Raw genomic sequence first — 17,012 nt, 5'->3', positions numbered from 1 at the left:
ATTGCCTCGCAATGCCGCTTCACCCTTTCGGGAAAAGCAGGCAAAGCAAAAGGCTTTGACGGAGAGGGTTGTTTTCTTTTGTCAGATGTAATCCGAAATATATGGAATCTTATGGAAGAGCACGTCATCCAGCCGTTCCACAGCCTCTTCCCTGCCCTCGATGCGCTCCAGCTCATACAGACGCTCTGCGGTCTTGTAGCCCAGCAACAGGGTGGTAAAGGTGCCGATGCCCATTTTCAGGTGATACTCGGCGGGTTCACGGGTCATGGTGCAGTGCCCATCCGCAAAGCGAACGTTGAACGTCCGGTCGTTCCATGGCAGAAGCGAGTCCTCGATCTCCAGCTCGATGCACAGGGTGCCGCCGTCCGGGTCACAGGGGTAATCGGCGAGGAAATCCTCCACGTCGATGATGCGTCCCATGGCATAGGGGCGGATGCTTTCCTTGATGTCGCCATCGTCCATCTCAAAGGCGATGGGTTCGCTGAAATAGGTGCTGCCGTGCACCTCATCGATCATGGAATCATGGGCATGGATATACTCCCACAAGCCTTTCTGGGCCTCGCGGTTGAGGTAGACCATCTCCTTGATGTGCATGATGTCATTTTTGATGAGGTAGACCATGTAGCCGCAGGGCTTATCCTTGACGTTGTAGTAGACCGCAACATTGGTATCGTCCTCATCCCAGCGCCAGTATTCCTCCCAGGCCAGACTGTTGCGGAACAGACAGCCATGGGTGATGGACGCAAAGTGGGAGTGCAGCTCATGGAACTCGGTATTATCCCAGCTGACACGCCGGACATAGCCGGGAGCCTTGACCTTGGTGGGGATCTGCCGGTCCTTGATGTTGAACGAGATCTTGTTGGAAACGATCTCCCAGCCCAGATGATGGTACAGCGGAATGCTGTACGGGTAGAGCAGGGCGAAGGATTTGCCCTCCTCGTGCATTTGGGTCAGACCCTTGATCATCAGGTGCTTCATAATGCCCTGCCCGGTGTACTCCGGGTAGGTGCAGACACTGGTGACAAAGCCCACATGGTAGACCGTATCGTAGATGTTCATTTTCAGCGGATAGACGGCAAACTGGGACACCAGCGTGTCTCCATCAAAGCAGCCCAGTACATCGGCACGTTCCAGCACCGGGAACTTGGACTGCTTGATCTCATCGTCCTTCCAGCCTGTGGCAGTCAGCTCTTCTTCCGTGACCTGAAAGGTGTAGCGGAGCAGTGCGTTGTACTGATCCAGATCCTTCGCTTCCAGATAACGGGTCAGATAATGGTCTGCGGCGTTCATACGAACACCCCCGTCCTTACGGGGTCAGACGGTTGGGACCGCGGAACAGGAACTCCGCGTCCTTGATGCTCTCGCCCACCAGCAGCATGGTCAGGCGGTCGATGCCCAGACCGAAGCCGCCGTGCGGGGGGCAGCCATACTGGAAGAACTCCAGATAGAACTTGACATCCTCAGCCAGACCCTTTTCCTCGGCCTGCTTCTTCAGCACCTCATAGCGGTGCTCACGCTGGGCACCGGTGGTGATCTCCACACCGCGCCAGATCAGGTCGTAGCCCTGAGGCACGCCGTTCTCGTCGCGCATGTGGTAGAAAGCGCGCTTCTCAGCATCGTAATCCGTGACGAAGAGGAACTCGTGGTTATAGTGCTTCTTCACCCAGTCGTAGCTCAGGCGCTCAGCCTCGGTGGTCAGGTCGCCCTTCTCGGAATCGTCCACCACATAGCCGAAGTCCTCTTCCAGACCCTTGTACAGGTCAGCCAGCTTGACCACGGGGAACGGGGTCTCGGGCACGATGACTTCTTTGCCGAACAGTTCCTGGATCTGATCGCCGTATGCGTCCTTCACAGCCTGCAGGCCAGCCTTGAGCAGCTGCTCCTCCATGGCCATGACATCCTTGTAAGAGGTGATGTAGCTGAACTCCAGATCGAAGCCGGAGAACTCCGTGGCGTGCTTGTTGGTATAGCTCTTCTCGGCGCGGAACACAGGGCCGGTCTCGAAAATGCGCTCAAAGCCTGCAGCCATTGCCATCTGCTTGTAGAACTGGGGGCTCTGTGCCAGATAGGCATTGCGGTCGAAGTAATCCACCTTGAACACCTCAGAGCCGCTCTCGCTGGCAGCAGCGATCAGCTTGGGGGTGTGGATCTCGATGAAGTTCTGGTCCAGCAGGAACTTGCGCATGGCGTTGACCATGCAGCTCTGGGCCTTGAACATCAGCTGGTTCTCGTCGGTGCGCAGATCGACCCAGCGGTAATCAATGCGCTGGTCGATGCTGGAACGCTCCACTGCCTTTTTCTTCTTGGTGGCGGCAATGGCCTTACGGGCAATGGGCAGTGCATCCGCAATGCTCTCCACCTCGATGGCCTCGGGAATCATCTCAATGCCGCCCATCTTGACGTAGTCGTTCTCGACCACCTTGCCGGTGACAGTGATGACAGAATCAGGGGTCAGCTGATCGATGGTGTCCACCAGATCAGGATGATCCTCTTTTTCAACCGTGATCTGCAGCTTGCCGGTGATATCCTTCAGTACGATAAAGGCCATATACTTGCTGTTGCGCAGGTTTTCAATAAAGCCCTGTACCTTGACCGTATTGCCAATTTCCTTTTGTACCTCGTTGATGTAGGTGCGATTCATGGAAATCCTCCTTTGATGTCTTATACCGTTTTATTATACGCTTTTCAGGGGATAAATCAAGTATTCTGCCCAGGCCAGTCTTACTTCTTGTGGTTTTCCTCTTCGTGCAAAGTGCCGGTGCCGCCCTCGACCACACCGTCGTGGTCGAGCACCGCCCTGATGGTGCCAAAGAAGCACTTTACGTCCATGCCAAAGCTCAGGTGCTCCACATAGTAGCCGTCCAGCCGGGCCTTGTCCACGATCTCCAGCTCATCCCGCCCATGGATCTGGGCCCAGCCGGTCAGGCCGGGGCGGACATCGTTGGCACCGTACTTGTCCCGCTCGGCCAGCAGATCATACTGGTTCCACAGCGCCGGGCGCGGGCCGATGACTGCCATATCGCCCACAAAGATGTTCCAGAGCTGGGGCAGCTCGTCCAGACTGGTCTTGCGCAGGAAGTGCCCCACCCGGGTGATATACTGATCCGGGTCCTTGAGCATGTGGGTGGGCATATCGTGGGGGGTGTCGATGCGCATGGTGCGGAACTTGAGGATATTGAAATGCTGTTTGTGGATGCCCACCCGCTTCTGCCTGAAAAAGATCGGTCCCGGGGAATCGATCTTGATGGCAAGGCAGAGGATGAGCAGCAGCGGCGAGAGCACGATCATGCCACAGAGGGACAGAATGACCGCCAGCAGCCGCTTGATGCCGTTTCGATACATGGAAGATCCTCCCTTTTCAGAGTACCTTTTATTATAGCAAGCCCTTCGACAGTTTGCAATCCATTCCGTGCAGTTTCACGCCCGAGGGGCTCCGGCAGGCGCAACAAAAGTATTGGCTGTTGCGCAGACCACAAAACGCCTGTTTTGTTGCATTTTTTATCCTGTTTTCTCTCTTGTTCCGGAACGATTTCTGCCGTATCATTACAGTAACAACTCTATCTGAAACAGGAGGACTTTTCTGTGATCCAGCGTTTTTCTTTCGGGCATCCCTTCCCCACCCAGAGCGTTGTACTGTCTCTTCCCGCGGAAAGCGGCCCCGTTCCCTTTCTGACTCCCGATGGCACCGGCTGGCGGTTCCCCCTCAGTGAGCAGGCTGCGGTCTACGGTCTGGGGGAAATGCCCCGCGGCATCAACAAGCGCGGCTGGCACTACATCACCAACAACACCGACGAATCCCGCCACAGTGAGGACAAGCTTTCCTTCTATGGTGCGCACAATTTCCTGCTGGTGCGGGACGGCAGCACCTGCTTTGGCCTGTTCGTGGATTTCCCGGGCAAGGTGTATTACGACATCGGCTATACCCGCCACGATCTTTTCTCTTTCCACACTGAGACCCCAGACTACGATCTGTATCTCCTCTCCGGCGGGAACGAAAATGCGATCTGCAAGGAGTTCCGCACCCTCATCGGCCGCAGCTACATCCCACCCAAGTGGGCATTCGGTCTGGCACAGAGCCGCTGGGGCTACAAGACCGAGGAGGACGTACGGGAAGTTGCACGCCAGTACAAGGAGCACGACCTGCCGCTGGACATGATCTGTATGGACATCGAGTACATGCAGGACTATGCCGATTTCACCGTAAACAAGGAACGTTTTCCAGACCTTACAAAGCTCTCCGCAGACCTGAAAGCGCAGGGCATCCGTCTGGTGCCCATCATCGATGCCGGCGTGCGCATCGACCCCAACGACCCCACCTGCACCGAAGGGCTGGAAAAAGGATACTTCTGCAAAAAGGCCGATGGGACCCCCTTTGTGGCGGCAGTCTGGCCCGGCAAGGCCTATTTTGCCGACTTCCTGCGCCCTGAGGTGCGGGAGTGGTTCGGTCACAAATACAAGGCCCTGACCGACTGCGGCATCGAGGGCTTCTGGAACGATATGAACGAGCCCTCCCTCTTCTACTCACCTGAGCGGCTGCGCGCTTTTCTGAACGATATGGCCGCCCTGCGGGAGAAGGACAACATTGAGCAGGAGGAGTTCTTCCCGCGCGTGGTAGGCGGTGCCATGGGACTGATGAACAGCCCGGCAGACTACGCCAGCTTCTACCACGAGGTGGACGGCCAGAAGGTGCGCCACGATCAGGTTCACAACCTCTACGGCGGCAGCATGACCCGCGCCGCTGGCGAAGCCTTTGCCGACCTGCGCCCGGGCCAGCGCACCCTGCTTTACAGCCGCTCCAGCTTCATTGGCAGCCACCGCTACGGCGGCATCTGGCTGGGCGACAACAATTCCAGCTGGGCCCAACTGCTGGCCAACATCCAGATGATGCCCAGTGTCCAGATGTGCGGTTTCCTGTACAGCGGTGCCGACCTCTGCGGCTTCTCCTCCGATACCACGCCGGATCTTGCCCTGCGCTGGCTTGAGTTCGGTCTGCTCACCCCGCTGATGCGCAACCACTCCGCAGTTGGCACCCGGATGCAGGAATACTACCGCTTCCCCGAGGTGCTGCCCGCTGTGCGCAATATGATCCGTCTGCGCTACGCCCTGCTGCCCTACCTGTACAGCGAATTTATGAAGGCCGCGCTGGAAAACACCAGCTACTTCCGGCCGTTGGCCTTCGACTACCCGGATGACCCCGATGCCCGGGAGGTGGAAGATCAGCTTCTGCTGGGCGATGGCCTGATGGCCGCTCCCGTCTATGTCCAGAATGCCCACGGGCGGCATGTCTACCTGCCCGAATCCATGAAGCTCCTGCGCCTGCGGGCTGTGGATGACTACGATGAAGAGATCCTGCCCGCCGGGCACCACTATATCCGCTGTGCGCTGGACGAAGTGCTGTTGTTCCTCCGTCCGGGTCACATCGTTCCCGTGGCACAGCCCGCCAACAGCACCTCTGAGCTGGATGATGCCAGCCTGACCCTGTGGAGCTTCCTGCCCGACGGCGAATCTGCTGAGTACCGGATGTACCGGGATGACGGCGTGACAACAGAATATGAGAAGAAAGAGCACTGGAAAACGCTGCAGATCCATCATTCCTGATCGAAGTGCCCCGGAAAGGCAGGATCTCCCCTGCGCAGCATCTTGTATTTTACAGAAAACTGTATTATAATATAGATGTTCTTTACAATTGCGTTGTGCCGCAAAACGGCACGGCGCATTTTTTACGCTTCAATTTTGGTGCAAGAGTATGAGAGAAGTTTCAAAGGAGGCGGAGCTTTCATGGCACAAATGTCCCAGGCCGGTGATCTGACCAGCGGCCCGATGCTGAAAAAGATCATCCTGTTTTCCCTGCCGTTGGCGGCATCCAGCTTTTTGCAGCTGCTGTTCAATGCTGCCGATGTGGTCGTGGTGGGCCGGTTCGTCGGCAGCGCCGCGCTGGCAGCAGTTGGTTCCAACGGTGCGCTCATCAACCTGCTGGTCAACCTGTTTGTCGGCCTTGCGCTGGGTGCAAACGTTGTGGCTGCCCGCTGCTATGGCGCAAAGGATGACCAGGGCGTGCACGAAGCGGTGCAGACCGCTGTTACCCTGAGCCTTGTGGGCGGCGTACTGATGGCTTTTGTGGGCTTTTTTGCAGCCCACGGCCTGCTGGAACTGATGTCCAGCCCCGAGGATGTCATTGACCTTGCCACCCTTTACCTGAAGATCTACTTCATCGGAATGCCGATGACCATGCTGTACAACTTCAACGCCTCCCTGCTGCGTGCCGTGGGCGACACCCGCCGCCCGCTGGTCTGTCTGGCGGTGGCAGGTGTCATCAATGTGGTGCTGAACCTGCTGTTCGTCATCGTGTTCCAGATGAGCGTGGCGGGTGTTGCGCTGGCCACCATCCTCAGCCAGACGGTATCCGCCATTATGGTCACGGTGCTGCTGGTCAAGGAAGAGGGTGCCATGCACCTTGACCTGCGGCATCTGGGCTTCCACAAGAAAGCCCTGCTGCAGATCATCCAGATCGGCCTGCCCGCCGGTCTGCAGAGCACCGTGTTCAGCCTGTCCAACGTGGTGATCCAGTCGGCTATCAATTCCTTTGGCTCCACGGTCGTGGCCGGAAACTCTGCCGCATCCAACCTCGAGGGCTTCATCTACACCGGCATGAATGCCTTTGCGCAGGCGGCCGTGACCTTTACCAGCCAGAACGTGGGTGCCCGCCGGTACGACAACCTCGACCGCGTCATGCGCAACTGTCTGCTCTGCGTCACTGTGGCGGGCCTGTTCCTGGGCTGCGGCGCTTACTTTGGCGGTGAGGTCCTGCTGCACTTCTACTCCACGGATGAAGCCGTGGTGGCTGCCGGCCTGTCCCGGATGCAGATCATCTGCACTGCCTACTTCCTGTGCGGCATAATGGACACTCTGGCCAGCTGCCTGCGCGGCCGCGGCTACTCGGTGATCCCCATGATCGTCAGTCTGGTGGGCAGCTGCCTGCTCCGTCTGGTCTGGATCGCAACCATCTTCCGGATGTTCCGCTCCACCGGCACGCTGTACATCAGCTATCCCATCAGCTGGGCCCTGACCGCAGGGGTGCATCTCATCTGCCTGCTGGTCGTGCGCAAAAAGATGAACGATCAGCTGAAGGAAGAGAGCCGCCTGGTCGCATAACAAAAAACGCTCTCCTGTGCTCAGCAGGAGAGCGTTTTTGTTTACAGCATCTTCTTTAACAGATATCGGTCATACCCGCCGTACATCTCACGGCGGTCGGCAATGACAAAACCGCAGGCAAGGGCATTGTTCAGGCTGTATTGATTCTCCGGGCTGACGGTGGCCCCGATGCCCACGATGCCGGGCCGGACAAGGGGCAGCGCCGCTTCCAGCAGCTTCCGCTGCAGACCGTTGCCTCGCCAGTCCGGGTGGACCACTGCGCTGTCTGCATTGACCCAGTGCTCCCACTCCTCCCGGGGCACCCCCAGAAAGGCCGCATAGTTGTGCGCGCTCCGGCCGCAGTAGCGCAGGATAAAGTACGCCCCCAGCCGTTCGCCGTCGTATGCTCCGATGCACAGGTCCTCCCTCAGATAGGCCGTGATATTCTCCAGTGTGTCCGGCACAAACTGCTCCGGGTGGGGCATGGCGGCCCGCACTTCGTTCTGCAAAGCAAAGAATGCGGCGGCATCCGCAGGGCCGCACCGGCGCAGGCGAATGGGAAGCTGTGCAGACCGGCCACACACTTTTTGCAGTATCAGTTCCATTTTGTGAACCCTCCAAAAATAAAATCATACTTTCTGCTGGATTCCAGTATAATTACCATTCAAAATAAAGTCAAATCATGCTATAATGAAAGTAAGAAAATCTGTCCGGCGCAGCTTTTGGGTTGCAGGGCAGGTTTTCCCAAGTCCAGGCGGGCACTGCCCCGCCCGCGAACCGGAGGAACAGCCCATGAAAGAATCCAGCTCTTCGTCATCCATCCGCCTGGGCGGTGCGGTCATCAGTGACCGTGTCGTTGCGGCGCTTCTGGAAGAACTGCGCACCGGCCGCTACGCCGATGCCGACCGCCTGCCCGCCGAGGTCGATCTGGCCGCGGAACTCGGTGTCAGCCGTACCGTGATCCGGGACGCGCTGAGCGAGATGGAGCGCGCCGGTTACATCGAGCGTGTGCGCGGCATTGGCACAGTGGTCAACCGCACTGTGCTTGGCCTGCGCAGCCGCCTTGACCAGAAGCTGGAATATTACCCGCTGATCCGCAGCTTTGGCAGCTACCCCCACGCCGATGGCATCCAGATCTATCCCATCCGCGCCGGGGCCGAGCTTGCCCGGGATCTTGCCATTGCACCGGGGGATGAGGTCATCTGCATCAAAAAACGCATCCTGGCCGACACCACCCCGGTCATCTACTCCATCGATTATCTGCCCCGTGCCCTCTTTGGCAGCCGGGACTACACCCGCATCGACCTGAGCGGCGGCGTGTTCGATATCCTGGAGCAGGAATGCAACCAGCAGATCTCCTCGAATGTGGCCCACCTCAAGGCCAGCTGCGGCGACGAGGCCATCCGGGCTGCCATGCGTCTTGCTCCCGGCGAGGCCATGCTGCTGCTGGATGAGATCTGCTTCAACCGTCTGTGCCACCCGGTCATGCGCTCACTGAGTTATTACACGAATTTCTTCGATTTTTCCATTCTACGAAAATTACTTTGACGGAGGTAAAATTCATGCGCCATCTCATCGATCCCTTGGATTTCAGCCAGGAGGAGATCACCTCTCTGCTGGATCTGGCCGACCGCATCCGCTCCGATCCTGCCGCTTACCAGGACGTTGCGGCCCACAAAAAGCTTGCCACCTTGTTCTATGAGCCGTCTACCCGCACCCGCCTTTCCTTTGAGGCGGCCATGCTGAACCTGGGTGGCCATGTACTGGGCTTCCCGAGCGAGACCGTCTCCAGCGCTTCCAAGGGAGAAAGCGTTGCAGATACCATCCGTGTGGTCTCCTGCTATGCTGATATCGTGGCAATGCGCCATCCCAAAGAGGGCGCACCGTTCCGCGCTTCCCGCTACTCCCGCATCCCGGTCATCAATGCCGGTGACGGCGGCCACCAGCACCCCACCCAGACCATGACCGATCTGATGACCATCCGCACCCGGATGGGTCGGCTGGATAACCTGACCATCGGCCTGTGCGGCGATCTGAAGTTCGGCCGCACCGTCCATTCTCTCATCAAGACCATGGCACGCTGCAAGAACATCCGCTTTGTGCTCATCAGCCCCGAGGAACTGCGGGTGCCCGACTACATCATCAAGGATGTGCTGGAGGCCAACGGCATCGAGTACCGTGAGACCCGGAGCCTGGAGGAATCCATGCCCGAGCTGGATATTCTGTACATGACCCGTGTGCAGAAGGAGCGTTTCTTCAACGAGGAGGATTACATCCGCCTGAAGAACAGCTACATCCTGACCAGCGAAAAGATGGCCCTTGCCAAGCCTGAAATGGCAGTGCTGCATCCCCTGCCCCGCGTGAACGAGATCGCACTGGATGTGGACAATGACCCCCGTGCCGCCTACTTTGAGCAGGTGCAGAACGGCGTATACATCCGCATGGCACTGATCATGACGCTGCTGGGTCTTGCCGACCCCAAGGCACCGAAGGAGGGCAACTGATATGCTGAATATTGACGAGATCCAGAACGGCATTGTGATCGACCACATCAAGGCAGGCACCGCTGTGGGCCTGATGGAGCTGCTGGGCATCACCGGCAACAAGACCGCCAACGTGGCACTGATCCAGAATGCGCGCTCCCACAAGGCCGACTGCGGCCGCAAGGACATCATCAAGGTTGAGGGGGATGCCTCCTGGCTGAACCTGGACGTGCTGGCCTACCTTGACCCTGACATCAGCGTGACCGTGATCGAAAACGGCAAGGCTGTGCGCAAGGAAAAGCCGAAGCCCCCCAAGCGTCTGGTGAACATTGTGCGGTGCCGCAATCCCCGCTGCATCTCCTCCATTGAAGAGGAATGCGACCAGATCTTTGAGATGAGCTCCAACGGCAAATACCGCTGCATCTACTGTGAGCAGGAGCTGCAGGTGAAGCCGGAATAATCGGTACAAAAGCAAAAGGCAGTGCGTCCCACGCGGCGCACTGCCTTTTTTGTTTGTTACACGAAATCCTCCCGCATCGGGGTGAAGATATCCAGCAGGATGCCCGCTTCCGTGCAGGTGCAGCCATGCTCCACACCGTCCTCCTTCCGGCCTGATCTCAAACAAAAAAAGCCCGACAAAGCTCCCTCCGGCAGCACCGCCCGGCATCCCATTCCCACATACGATGCCGTGCAGGTGCAGTGCATTCAGAAGGTCTCTATCTGCAGCAATCCCCCAAGATCGCCATTCAGAGCTTCGTCAGACTTTTTATTCGTAAAGACGTTCCGGCCCACGCACACACGCCTGCGTTCCCGGATGTTCCTTCCTCTGTCGGCCGCAAACCATACAGCGGGGAGGCGCTCCTGCCTTTAACTTGATTTCATTGTAGCAGATTCCAATGAAACTTTCACCCCAAATGTCATATTCTGCAGGGTTTCATGTCATAATTTGCGGAGCGGGATGGTGCAGGTAAAGCGGAACCAGCACCCCCGGCAGCTGATGGTATATTCGCCGCCGTATTTTTTCAGCACATCCCGCACGTTCCACAGCCCGAAGCCGTGGCCCGCCCCTTTCTGAGAGATGCGGGGCAGCTGGCCGTCCGCGAGATTCAGGTCCTTCTCCACCCGGTTGCGGACAGAGAGCACCACCTCGTCCTCGCTCTTCCGCATCCGCACATAGACCTCCGGCGGATCAGCCTGCGCGGCGGCCTCAATGGCATTGTTGAGCAGGTTGGAGAGCACGATCACAAGATCCGTCTGGCCCATGGGCATATCCCGCAGATCGGGCAGATCAAAATAGACCATGACCCCTTTTCGGCTGGCTTCCTCGTACTTTTTGCTGAGCAGGGCATCTAATAAGGGGTTGTGGGTGTTCATAATGGTGGTATTCGCCGCAATGGTCTTTGTGAGCGTGGAGAGGTAGGCCTTTGCGCCCTCGTAATCTCCTTGCTGGAGCAGCAGAGCCAGTGCCTCGGTGTGGTTGGTGAACTCATGGGTCAGCCGCCGCTGAGTCTTGTAGGATTCCAGAAGAGCTTCTGCGCTCTTCTTCTGGCGCACAGCCTCCACCATCAGTGTCTGCTGCTGCAGCATCTGGTCGTTGACCATCTGCACGATCCCCAGATGGATCAGCACTGCTATGGTCAGACCAAAGGTCAACATCATGTTCATCATGCTGGGCACTTCACTGCCGCCGGATACCATCAGCACGATGTTCAGCACCACAACGATGCCAGGAAAGAAGGACATGACCAGCATCTGCAGCGGGGTCAACGCCTGCTCCCGCCGCCAGCGCCGGATAATGTAGGCTGCAAGCAGGCCAGCCCCCACAACAGCAGCAACCAGCAGGAACAGACAGCTGCGGTAGCGCCAGACCTCCCGGACGGGAATGTGCTTACACCAGGCAAAGGTGTAGCTGACTGTATTTTCCGTCAGCAGGCACATAATGCCGTTGACAAGGCAGGCCGAGAGCTTCTGGTTCCAGCTTCCGCCGAAAAAGAGCACCGTGACCAACAGGTAGATGACGTTCAATATCACAGATCCGATATTGAAAAAACCAATGTCATGCCGGATCGAAGCCGCCAGAAATACTGCTGCCAGCAGGGCTGCCCACAGGCAGGGAAAGCGGAATCTCCTGCCGCAGCCCAGAAATGCATGGTCCACCATGATAAAGGCCGCCCACTGGCCAATGCAGACCAGATGCCCCATCAGAAACCAGAGCATTTCCTTAGTCATCCCCAAACTGCCCCTTCCATTCCAGATAGGTGCTGCGAATTTCAGCATAGCCGTTCCGGCTCACGCCCAGCTTGACCCCGTTGCGCAGGGTAACCATATAGCTGCTGATCTGCCGGATGTACTTCATATTGACCACCGCGCTCCGCCCCACCCGCAGAAAGCCGTTCTCAAACAGGGCCTGCGGCAGCTCGTTCAGCTTGCCATAGTAGGAGCACAGGGGCTGATGAGCCACATCTCCGTAAACGTTGATCTTGCGCAGGTCGCTTTCGAGGTAGTAGATGCTGTCGTAGGGCAGCTCGGTCTCGGTGCGGTTCTGCCGGATGGTCAGGGTCTTGGGAGTCCGGTGATCCTGCTCGTGCAGAATGGCATCCAGACAGCGGGGCAGCTGGCAGTCCAGGTCGCGCTTGAGGATATAGCGGAACGCATTCACGGTGTAGCCCTCCGGGGCAAATTCCAGATAGGCCGACACATACACCAGGCAGATCTCCGGGCTGCACTGGCGCAGCTGCTTTCCCAGTGAGATGCCGTTCATGGTGTCCAGATCCACATCCAGCAGCGCCACCTGATACAGATCAAGGTCCCGCCGGGCCAGTGTCTCTTCCCCGCTGTGGCAGACGGTGCATTCCACCTGCAGGCCCCGCCGCGCAAAGAAATCCCGGACGAGCGTTTCCACGCGGGCAGCAAATACCGCATCGTCATCACAGATCAAAATGTGCATTGTGTCCTCCAACAAAACGCCCTCTCCGTCAGTGCTTCCGCCTCTCCCAAAGGGCGAGGCAATTACTGCTCTGACTTCATGTTTGCCCATCAGATGCGTTGCCCTCCTTGGGGAGCTGGCGAGCGAATGCGAGACTGAGAGGGTTTATTTCCTTATGCAAAGAACTTGTCGTAGATGCCAAAGGCGAAGATGAACAGCACGATCACGGGCAGACCGTAGGTCAGGTAACCACGCATCCAATCGTGGATCTTCATCCCCTCGCCGGTGTTGACTTCTTTTTTATAGTTGTCCCAGCCCCAGCCATAGCGGGAAACGCAGAACAGCAGGTAGACCAGGCTGCCCAGCGGCAGGAACAGGTTACTGACAAGGAAATCCTCAAAGTCCAGCACCGCACCGCCAAACACGGCAAATCCATCCCAGGCCCAGAGGTTATACCCCAGCACGCAGGGCATGGACAGCAGGATGATGAGGAACAGGTTGACCAGACTGGACTTTTTACGGGTGCAGCCGGTCAGCTCCATGCCGCAGCAGATGATGTTCTCAAACACCGCCAGCACGGTGGACAGGGCCGCAAATGCCATGAACAGGAAGAACAGGCTGCCCCACAGCCGCCCCAGCGCCATGTTGGCAAAAATGTTGGGCAGAGTAATGAAGATCAGGCTGGGACCTGCAGTCTGATCCACACCAAAGGTAAAGCAGGCCGGGAAGATGATGAGACCGGCCGTGATGGCCACAAAGGTATCCAGCACCACCACACGGACGCTCTCGCCCAGCAGGGAGTGCTCCTTGCCGATGTAGCTGCCAAAAATAGACATAGCACCGATGCCCAGGCTCAGGGTGAAAAAGGCCTGATTCATCGCACCCACCAGGGTGTTGACGATGCCTACCTCCTTCATGCGGCCAAAGTCAGGCACCAGGAAGAAGGAAAGACCCTCCTTTGCGCCATCCATGAAAAGGCTGTTCACAGCCAGAATGACCATGATGAGGAGCAGGGCGATCATCATGCCCTTGGTCACACGCTCCAGACCATTCTGCAGGCCCTTAGCGCAGACCAGAATGCTCAGAACGACCACGAACACCATCCAGAAGGTCATAATGCCGGGGCTTGCCAGCATCTCGGTGAACTTGCCCGCCACCTCGTCTGCGTTCAAGCCGGAGAGCTTTCCGGCGGCGGTCATATAGAAATAGTGCAGCATCCAGCCTGCAACGGTGGTGTAGAACATCATCAGCAGGTAACAGCCGATCAGGGTAAAATAGCCGTGGATATGCCACTTCTGGCCCGGCTTTTCCAGCACCTGATAGGCACGCACCGGGCTTTTGCGGCTGGCACGGCCCACAGCAAATTCCATGGTCATAATGGGCAGACCCAGAATGACCAGGAACAGCAGGTAAAACAGTACAAAGGCTCCTCCGCCGCCCTGACCTGCCATATAAGGAAATTTCCATACGTTGCCAATGCCGATGGCACAGCCTGCCGACAGCAGGATGAAGCCCAGCCGCGATTTCAGCGTTTCACGTTCCATAATAAATTTGTCCCCTCCAATAATTTCAGCCGCCCGCCTTCTGCACGAAAAACAGGCGAAATCAGTTTATTATATCACAAATTGGAAGAGAATGGAGTGCTTTTTCGTATTTTCCCTTGCAAATTTCTTTCATCTTATATAAAATAGACAAGATGAAATGTGTACAACACGGAAAGGAACAACCGGATGGTCTCAGACGAAACAGCCTACCGGAAGTATCTGGCCGGAGACGAAGCTGCCGCTCAGCTGTTGGTGGAGCGGTATGGCGACGCGCTGACCCTTTACATCAACGGCGTGCTGGGCGATATCCACGAGGCAGAGGATCTGATGATCGAAGCCTTTGCCCATATTTTTGCAAGAGAGCGGCCCATTCAGGATGGCTGCTTCAAGGCTTACCTCTATAAAACCGGGCGCAATCTCGCATTGCGCTGCAAGACCCGGCGGCGGTTTTTTCTGCCGCTGGAGGAACTGCCTTTTGAACTGCCGGACGAGGCACTGGCCGAGACTGGATCGCTCCAGAACGAACAGCACCAGCAGCTGTACGCCGCACTGGGCAAGCTCAAAAAGGAATACCGGGAGACACTTTTTCTGGTCTATTTTGAAGAACTGAGCTACCGGCAGGCCGCACAGGTACTGGGACGCACCGAGCAGCAGGTAACGAACCTTGTGTACCGGGGCAAGCAGCAGCTGAAACAACTTTTGGAACAGGAGGGATATCAGTATGAAAACTGATGCCGAACGGATGGCGCTGATCCGCCAGCGCACGGCCCAGCTGCAGCGTCAGGCGCGCGCACGGCAGATGCTGCTGATCGATGCAGGCTGTATGGCGGCCTGTCTGGTGCTGGTGGTCTGCCTGGGCCTTGCCATGCCCGGCTGGGCAGGCACATCGGTCGCGCTGCATGTTTCCCCCACCGGCACCGCCGGGATGCTGAGTGAGCGCGGAGCCGACGGTTATATCCTGGTGGGCGTACTCTCGTTCCTGCTGGGCTCCTGCGTGACCATCCTGCTCTACCGCCTGCGCCGCAGCAGTGAAAAGAAGCACACGAGGGACGACGATGAGCTTTGAGATCATTGACAACACCTTTCAGGTGATCGTGCTGGCTGCGATGGCGCTCCTCGCCTTTCTCCTCGCCTTCCGGCGCAGCAGCCGCTCCTGCCTGATCCTGGCGTTCGGCTACGCCAGCTTTATGATGGGCACTTTGTACTACCTGCTCCATCTGATCATTCTGGGCCATGGGCCGCAGGTGTTTTATGTGGCCGAATGCTCCTGGATGGCCTCGTATTTCTTTTTTCTCTCGCTGGAGATCCTCTATTGGGAGGGCCTGCGCCCGCCGTTCTCGCCTTTTGCGCTGGCGGCCGGGGTGGTCATTGCCGGAGTTGTCATGCGGGTGCAGGTGTTTGGCCCCTCTCCGCTGATGTCTGGTGTGCTGGCGCTCACCTTTGGCACGCTGGCCTACCTCTGTTTTTCGGCCCTGCAAAAGGAAAAACGGCTCCGGCCTTATGAGATCGCACTTCTGTTTGAAATGCTGTTGCAGATTCTTCTGTTCGTTGCCTCCGGGTTCATCCGTGATTACACCCGGTTCAGCCTTTACTATGCTGTGGACATCCTGTTGACCCTCACGCTGGTCAGCTTCCTGCCCCGTATCCTGCAGGAGGAGCCCCATGACCTACATTGAAAACATCTTTTTGTGCCTGGCGCTTCCCATGCTGCTCTCCCTGCTGTTCACATCGGGCAGCCCCCGGCGCTTTACCCTGTTCGTGGTGCTGGGCATGGCCACCTGCCTGCTTTCGGCTTATGTCAGCAGCTTTTTCATGGGGCGGAACCAGTGCAGTGCCGTGACCACCGCCATTGAGATCGCACCTGTCTGCGAGGAGATCCTGAAGCTGCTGCCTCTGCTGCTCTACTTTTTGATCTTTGAGCCGGATTCCCACAAGCTGACTCCTGCGGCCATTGGCATTGCAGTGGGCTTTGCTACCTTTGAAAACGTCTGCTACCTGACCGAAAACGGTGCAGGAAGTTTTGTTTTCCTGCTCATCCGCGGCATGTCCGCCGGGGCCCTGCATCTGGTCTGCGGCATCCTGACCGGTCTGGCACTGGCCTATGTGTTCCGCCGTCCGTGGCTCACCTGCACCGGCACGGTGGGGATTCTGGGGGTCTGCATGGTGCTGCACGGCATCTACAACCTGCTGATCACCGCCGACGGCTTCTGGCAGATGGTCGGGTACTTCTTTCCTTCTGCCATCATCGTCACCCTGTTTGCGGCAAGGCTGCTTCACAGGGGCAGGCACACTGTTTTTCGCTGACCGTTTCCCGCTCTTCTCCGGAGCGGGAAATTTTTTTGAACTTTTTTCAAATTTGGGTGAAAGGAATCGGCGCGAACTGTATTATAGGAGATAGAGAGGACGGAAAGCAGCCGCTCTGATGATCTCTCAAAAGGAGGGACTGTCCATGACCCAGAAGGCGAGTGTTCGTATGGAGGAAATTCGCCGCCGCACACGCAGGCTTCGTCAAAGGCGGGCACATCGAATCAACTGCACTCTCTCCGCAGTTTGTCTGTTGTTGACAGTCGGCATTGCGTCCCTGCTGTATCAGGAGCATGTTCCGGGTCTTTCCATCGTTCTGGCCGGGTACGGCTCGGTGCTGCTGCACAGCGGCGCTGATGCCTATATCGTGGTCAGCGTCGGCTCCTTTGTCACCGGCGTTGTATTCACGTTGCTCGGCATCCGGTACAGGCAGTACAAAGCACTGCACCGCCCCTTCTCCCCGGATGCTGCAGACAAGGCTTCCTCCCAAAGCCTCTCTGACGACCAGTAGCGCCCTCCATGCTCTTCTCCCACACACTTTTCTCCATACCCCGAAAAGGCTCTGCCGTTTCTCCCGGCAGAGCCTTTTCCCTTTCAACCAAAAACAGCACGCCGAAACCGAAC

17 protein-coding genes are annotated in these 17,012 nt (G+C 57.5%); 10 read left to right on the top strand and 7 right to left on the bottom strand.

What is annotated here, in order from left to right:
- Positions 1-81: 81 nt before the first annotated feature.
- The 3 genes from eis to J3351_RS08830 form a co-directional block, all read right to left on the bottom strand.
- A complete protein-coding gene (gene eis / locus J3351_RS08840; RefSeq protein ID WP_097771202.1) occupies positions 82-1,290 on the bottom strand; it encodes an enhanced intracellular survival protein Eis in 1,209 nt (402 codons plus the stop codon).
- A gap of 16 nt (positions 1,291-1,306) precedes the next feature.
- A complete protein-coding gene (gene aspS / locus J3351_RS08835; RefSeq protein ID WP_097771203.1) occupies positions 1,307-2,641 on the bottom strand; it encodes an aspartate--tRNA(Asn) ligase in 1,335 nt (444 codons plus the stop codon).
- A gap of 80 nt (positions 2,642-2,721) precedes the next feature.
- On the bottom strand, positions 2,722-3,342 hold the full coding sequence (locus J3351_RS08830) for a sugar transferase (RefSeq protein ID WP_097771204.1): 621 nt from the start codon (positions 3,340-3,342) through the stop codon (positions 2,722-2,724).
- A gap of 240 nt (positions 3,343-3,582) precedes the next feature.
- Between J3351_RS08830 and J3351_RS08825 the strand changes: the two genes are divergently transcribed.
- On the top strand, positions 3,583-5,598 hold the full coding sequence (locus J3351_RS08825; protein WP_207697563.1) for a TIM-barrel domain-containing protein: 2,016 nt from the start codon (positions 3,583-3,585) through the stop codon (positions 5,596-5,598).
- A 180-nt stretch (positions 5,599-5,778) separates the two neighbouring features.
- Positions 5,779-7,152: an MATE family efflux transporter gene (locus J3351_RS08820; protein ID WP_207697562.1), complete on the top strand. Its 1,374-nt coding sequence runs from the start codon at positions 5,779-5,781 to the stop codon at positions 7,150-7,152.
- A 41-nt stretch (positions 7,153-7,193) separates the two neighbouring features.
- On the opposite strand, the gene J3351_RS08815 is transcribed toward J3351_RS08820, so the two are convergent.
- Positions 7,194-7,736 (bottom strand): GNAT family N-acetyltransferase, encoded by a 543-nt coding sequence (locus J3351_RS08815; RefSeq protein WP_207697561.1) that lies wholly within the window; start codon positions 7,734-7,736, stop codon positions 7,194-7,196.
- Between the two features lie 187 nt (positions 7,737-7,923).
- Here J3351_RS08815 and J3351_RS08810 point away from each other — a divergent pair, with 187 nt between their 5' ends.
- From J3351_RS08810 to J3351_RS08800, 3 genes are read left to right on the top strand one after another with little or no spacing between them, the layout of a single operon-like run.
- Positions 7,924-8,679: a GntR family transcriptional regulator gene (locus tag J3351_RS08810; RefSeq protein WP_005934447.1), complete on the top strand. Its 756-nt coding sequence runs from the start codon at positions 7,924-7,926 to the stop codon at positions 8,677-8,679.
- Positions 8,680-8,693: 14 nt separating this feature from the next.
- Positions 8,694-9,635: an aspartate carbamoyltransferase gene (gene pyrB / locus J3351_RS08805; protein ID WP_035394477.1), complete on the top strand. Its 942-nt coding sequence runs from the start codon at positions 8,694-8,696 to the stop codon at positions 9,633-9,635.
- Between the two features lies 1 nt (position 9,636).
- Positions 9,637-10,074: an aspartate carbamoyltransferase regulatory subunit gene (locus tag J3351_RS08800; protein ID WP_005934452.1), complete on the top strand. Its 438-nt coding sequence runs from the start codon at positions 9,637-9,639 to the stop codon at positions 10,072-10,074.
- A 479-nt stretch (positions 10,075-10,553) separates the two neighbouring features.
- Here the strand turns inward: J3351_RS08800 and J3351_RS08790 are convergent, their stop codons facing one another.
- The 3 genes from J3351_RS08790 to J3351_RS08780 form a co-directional block, all read right to left on the bottom strand.
- Positions 10,554-11,843 carry a sensor histidine kinase gene (locus J3351_RS08790; RefSeq protein ID WP_207697560.1) on the bottom strand — a complete coding sequence of 430 codons (1,290 nt, stop codon included), beginning with the start codon at positions 11,841-11,843 and terminating at the stop codon, positions 10,554-10,556.
- Positions 11,836-12,561: a LytTR family DNA-binding domain-containing protein gene (locus J3351_RS08785; RefSeq protein ID WP_207697559.1), complete on the bottom strand. Its 726-nt coding sequence runs from the start codon at positions 12,559-12,561 to the stop codon at positions 11,836-11,838. The genes J3351_RS08790 and J3351_RS08785 overlap by 8 nt, the downstream gene beginning before the upstream one ends.
- A 152-nt stretch (positions 12,562-12,713) precedes the next feature.
- Complete coding sequence (locus tag J3351_RS08780) at positions 12,714-14,084, bottom strand: sodium-dependent transporter (RefSeq protein ID WP_207697558.1); 1,371 nt, start codon at positions 14,082-14,084, stop codon at positions 12,714-12,716.
- A gap of 186 nt (positions 14,085-14,270) precedes the next feature.
- On the opposite strand from J3351_RS08780, the gene J3351_RS08775 reads away from it, so the two are divergent.
- The 5 genes from J3351_RS08775 to J3351_RS08755 all read left to right on the top strand — a co-directional run bounded on the left by J3351_RS08775 (position 14,271) and on the right by J3351_RS08755 (position 16,899).
- Complete coding sequence (locus tag J3351_RS08775) at positions 14,271-14,816, top strand: RNA polymerase sigma factor (protein WP_097771212.1); 546 nt, start codon at positions 14,271-14,273, stop codon at positions 14,814-14,816.
- A complete protein-coding gene (locus tag J3351_RS08770) occupies positions 14,806-15,150 on the top strand; it encodes a hypothetical protein (protein ID WP_117534128.1) in 345 nt (114 codons plus the stop codon). Before J3351_RS08775 ends, J3351_RS08770 begins: the two co-directional genes overlap by 11 nt.
- Positions 15,140-15,760: a hypothetical protein gene (locus J3351_RS08765; RefSeq protein ID WP_207697557.1), complete on the top strand. Its 621-nt coding sequence runs from the start codon at positions 15,140-15,142 to the stop codon at positions 15,758-15,760. The genes J3351_RS08770 and J3351_RS08765 overlap by 11 nt, the downstream gene beginning before the upstream one ends.
- Positions 15,747-16,388, top strand: a complete 642-nt coding sequence (locus J3351_RS08760) for a PrsW family glutamic-type intramembrane protease (RefSeq protein WP_207697556.1) — start codon at positions 15,747-15,749, stop codon at positions 16,386-16,388. Before J3351_RS08765 ends, J3351_RS08760 begins: the two co-directional genes overlap by 14 nt.
- Positions 16,389-16,533: 145 nt before the next feature.
- Positions 16,534-16,899, top strand: a complete 366-nt coding sequence (locus J3351_RS08755; protein ID WP_207697555.1) for a hypothetical protein — start codon at positions 16,534-16,536, stop codon at positions 16,897-16,899.
- Positions 16,900-17,012 lie beyond the last annotated feature (113 nt).

This window comes from Faecalibacterium sp. Marseille-Q0746 (assembly GCF_017377595.1).
GTDB classification, from domain to species: Bacteria; Bacillota; Clostridia; order Oscillospirales; family Ruminococcaceae; genus Faecalibacterium; species Faecalibacterium duncaniae.
The sequence above is the reverse complement of the archived record's forward strand: the minus strand, read 5'-3'. Positions and strand labels throughout refer to the sequence as shown.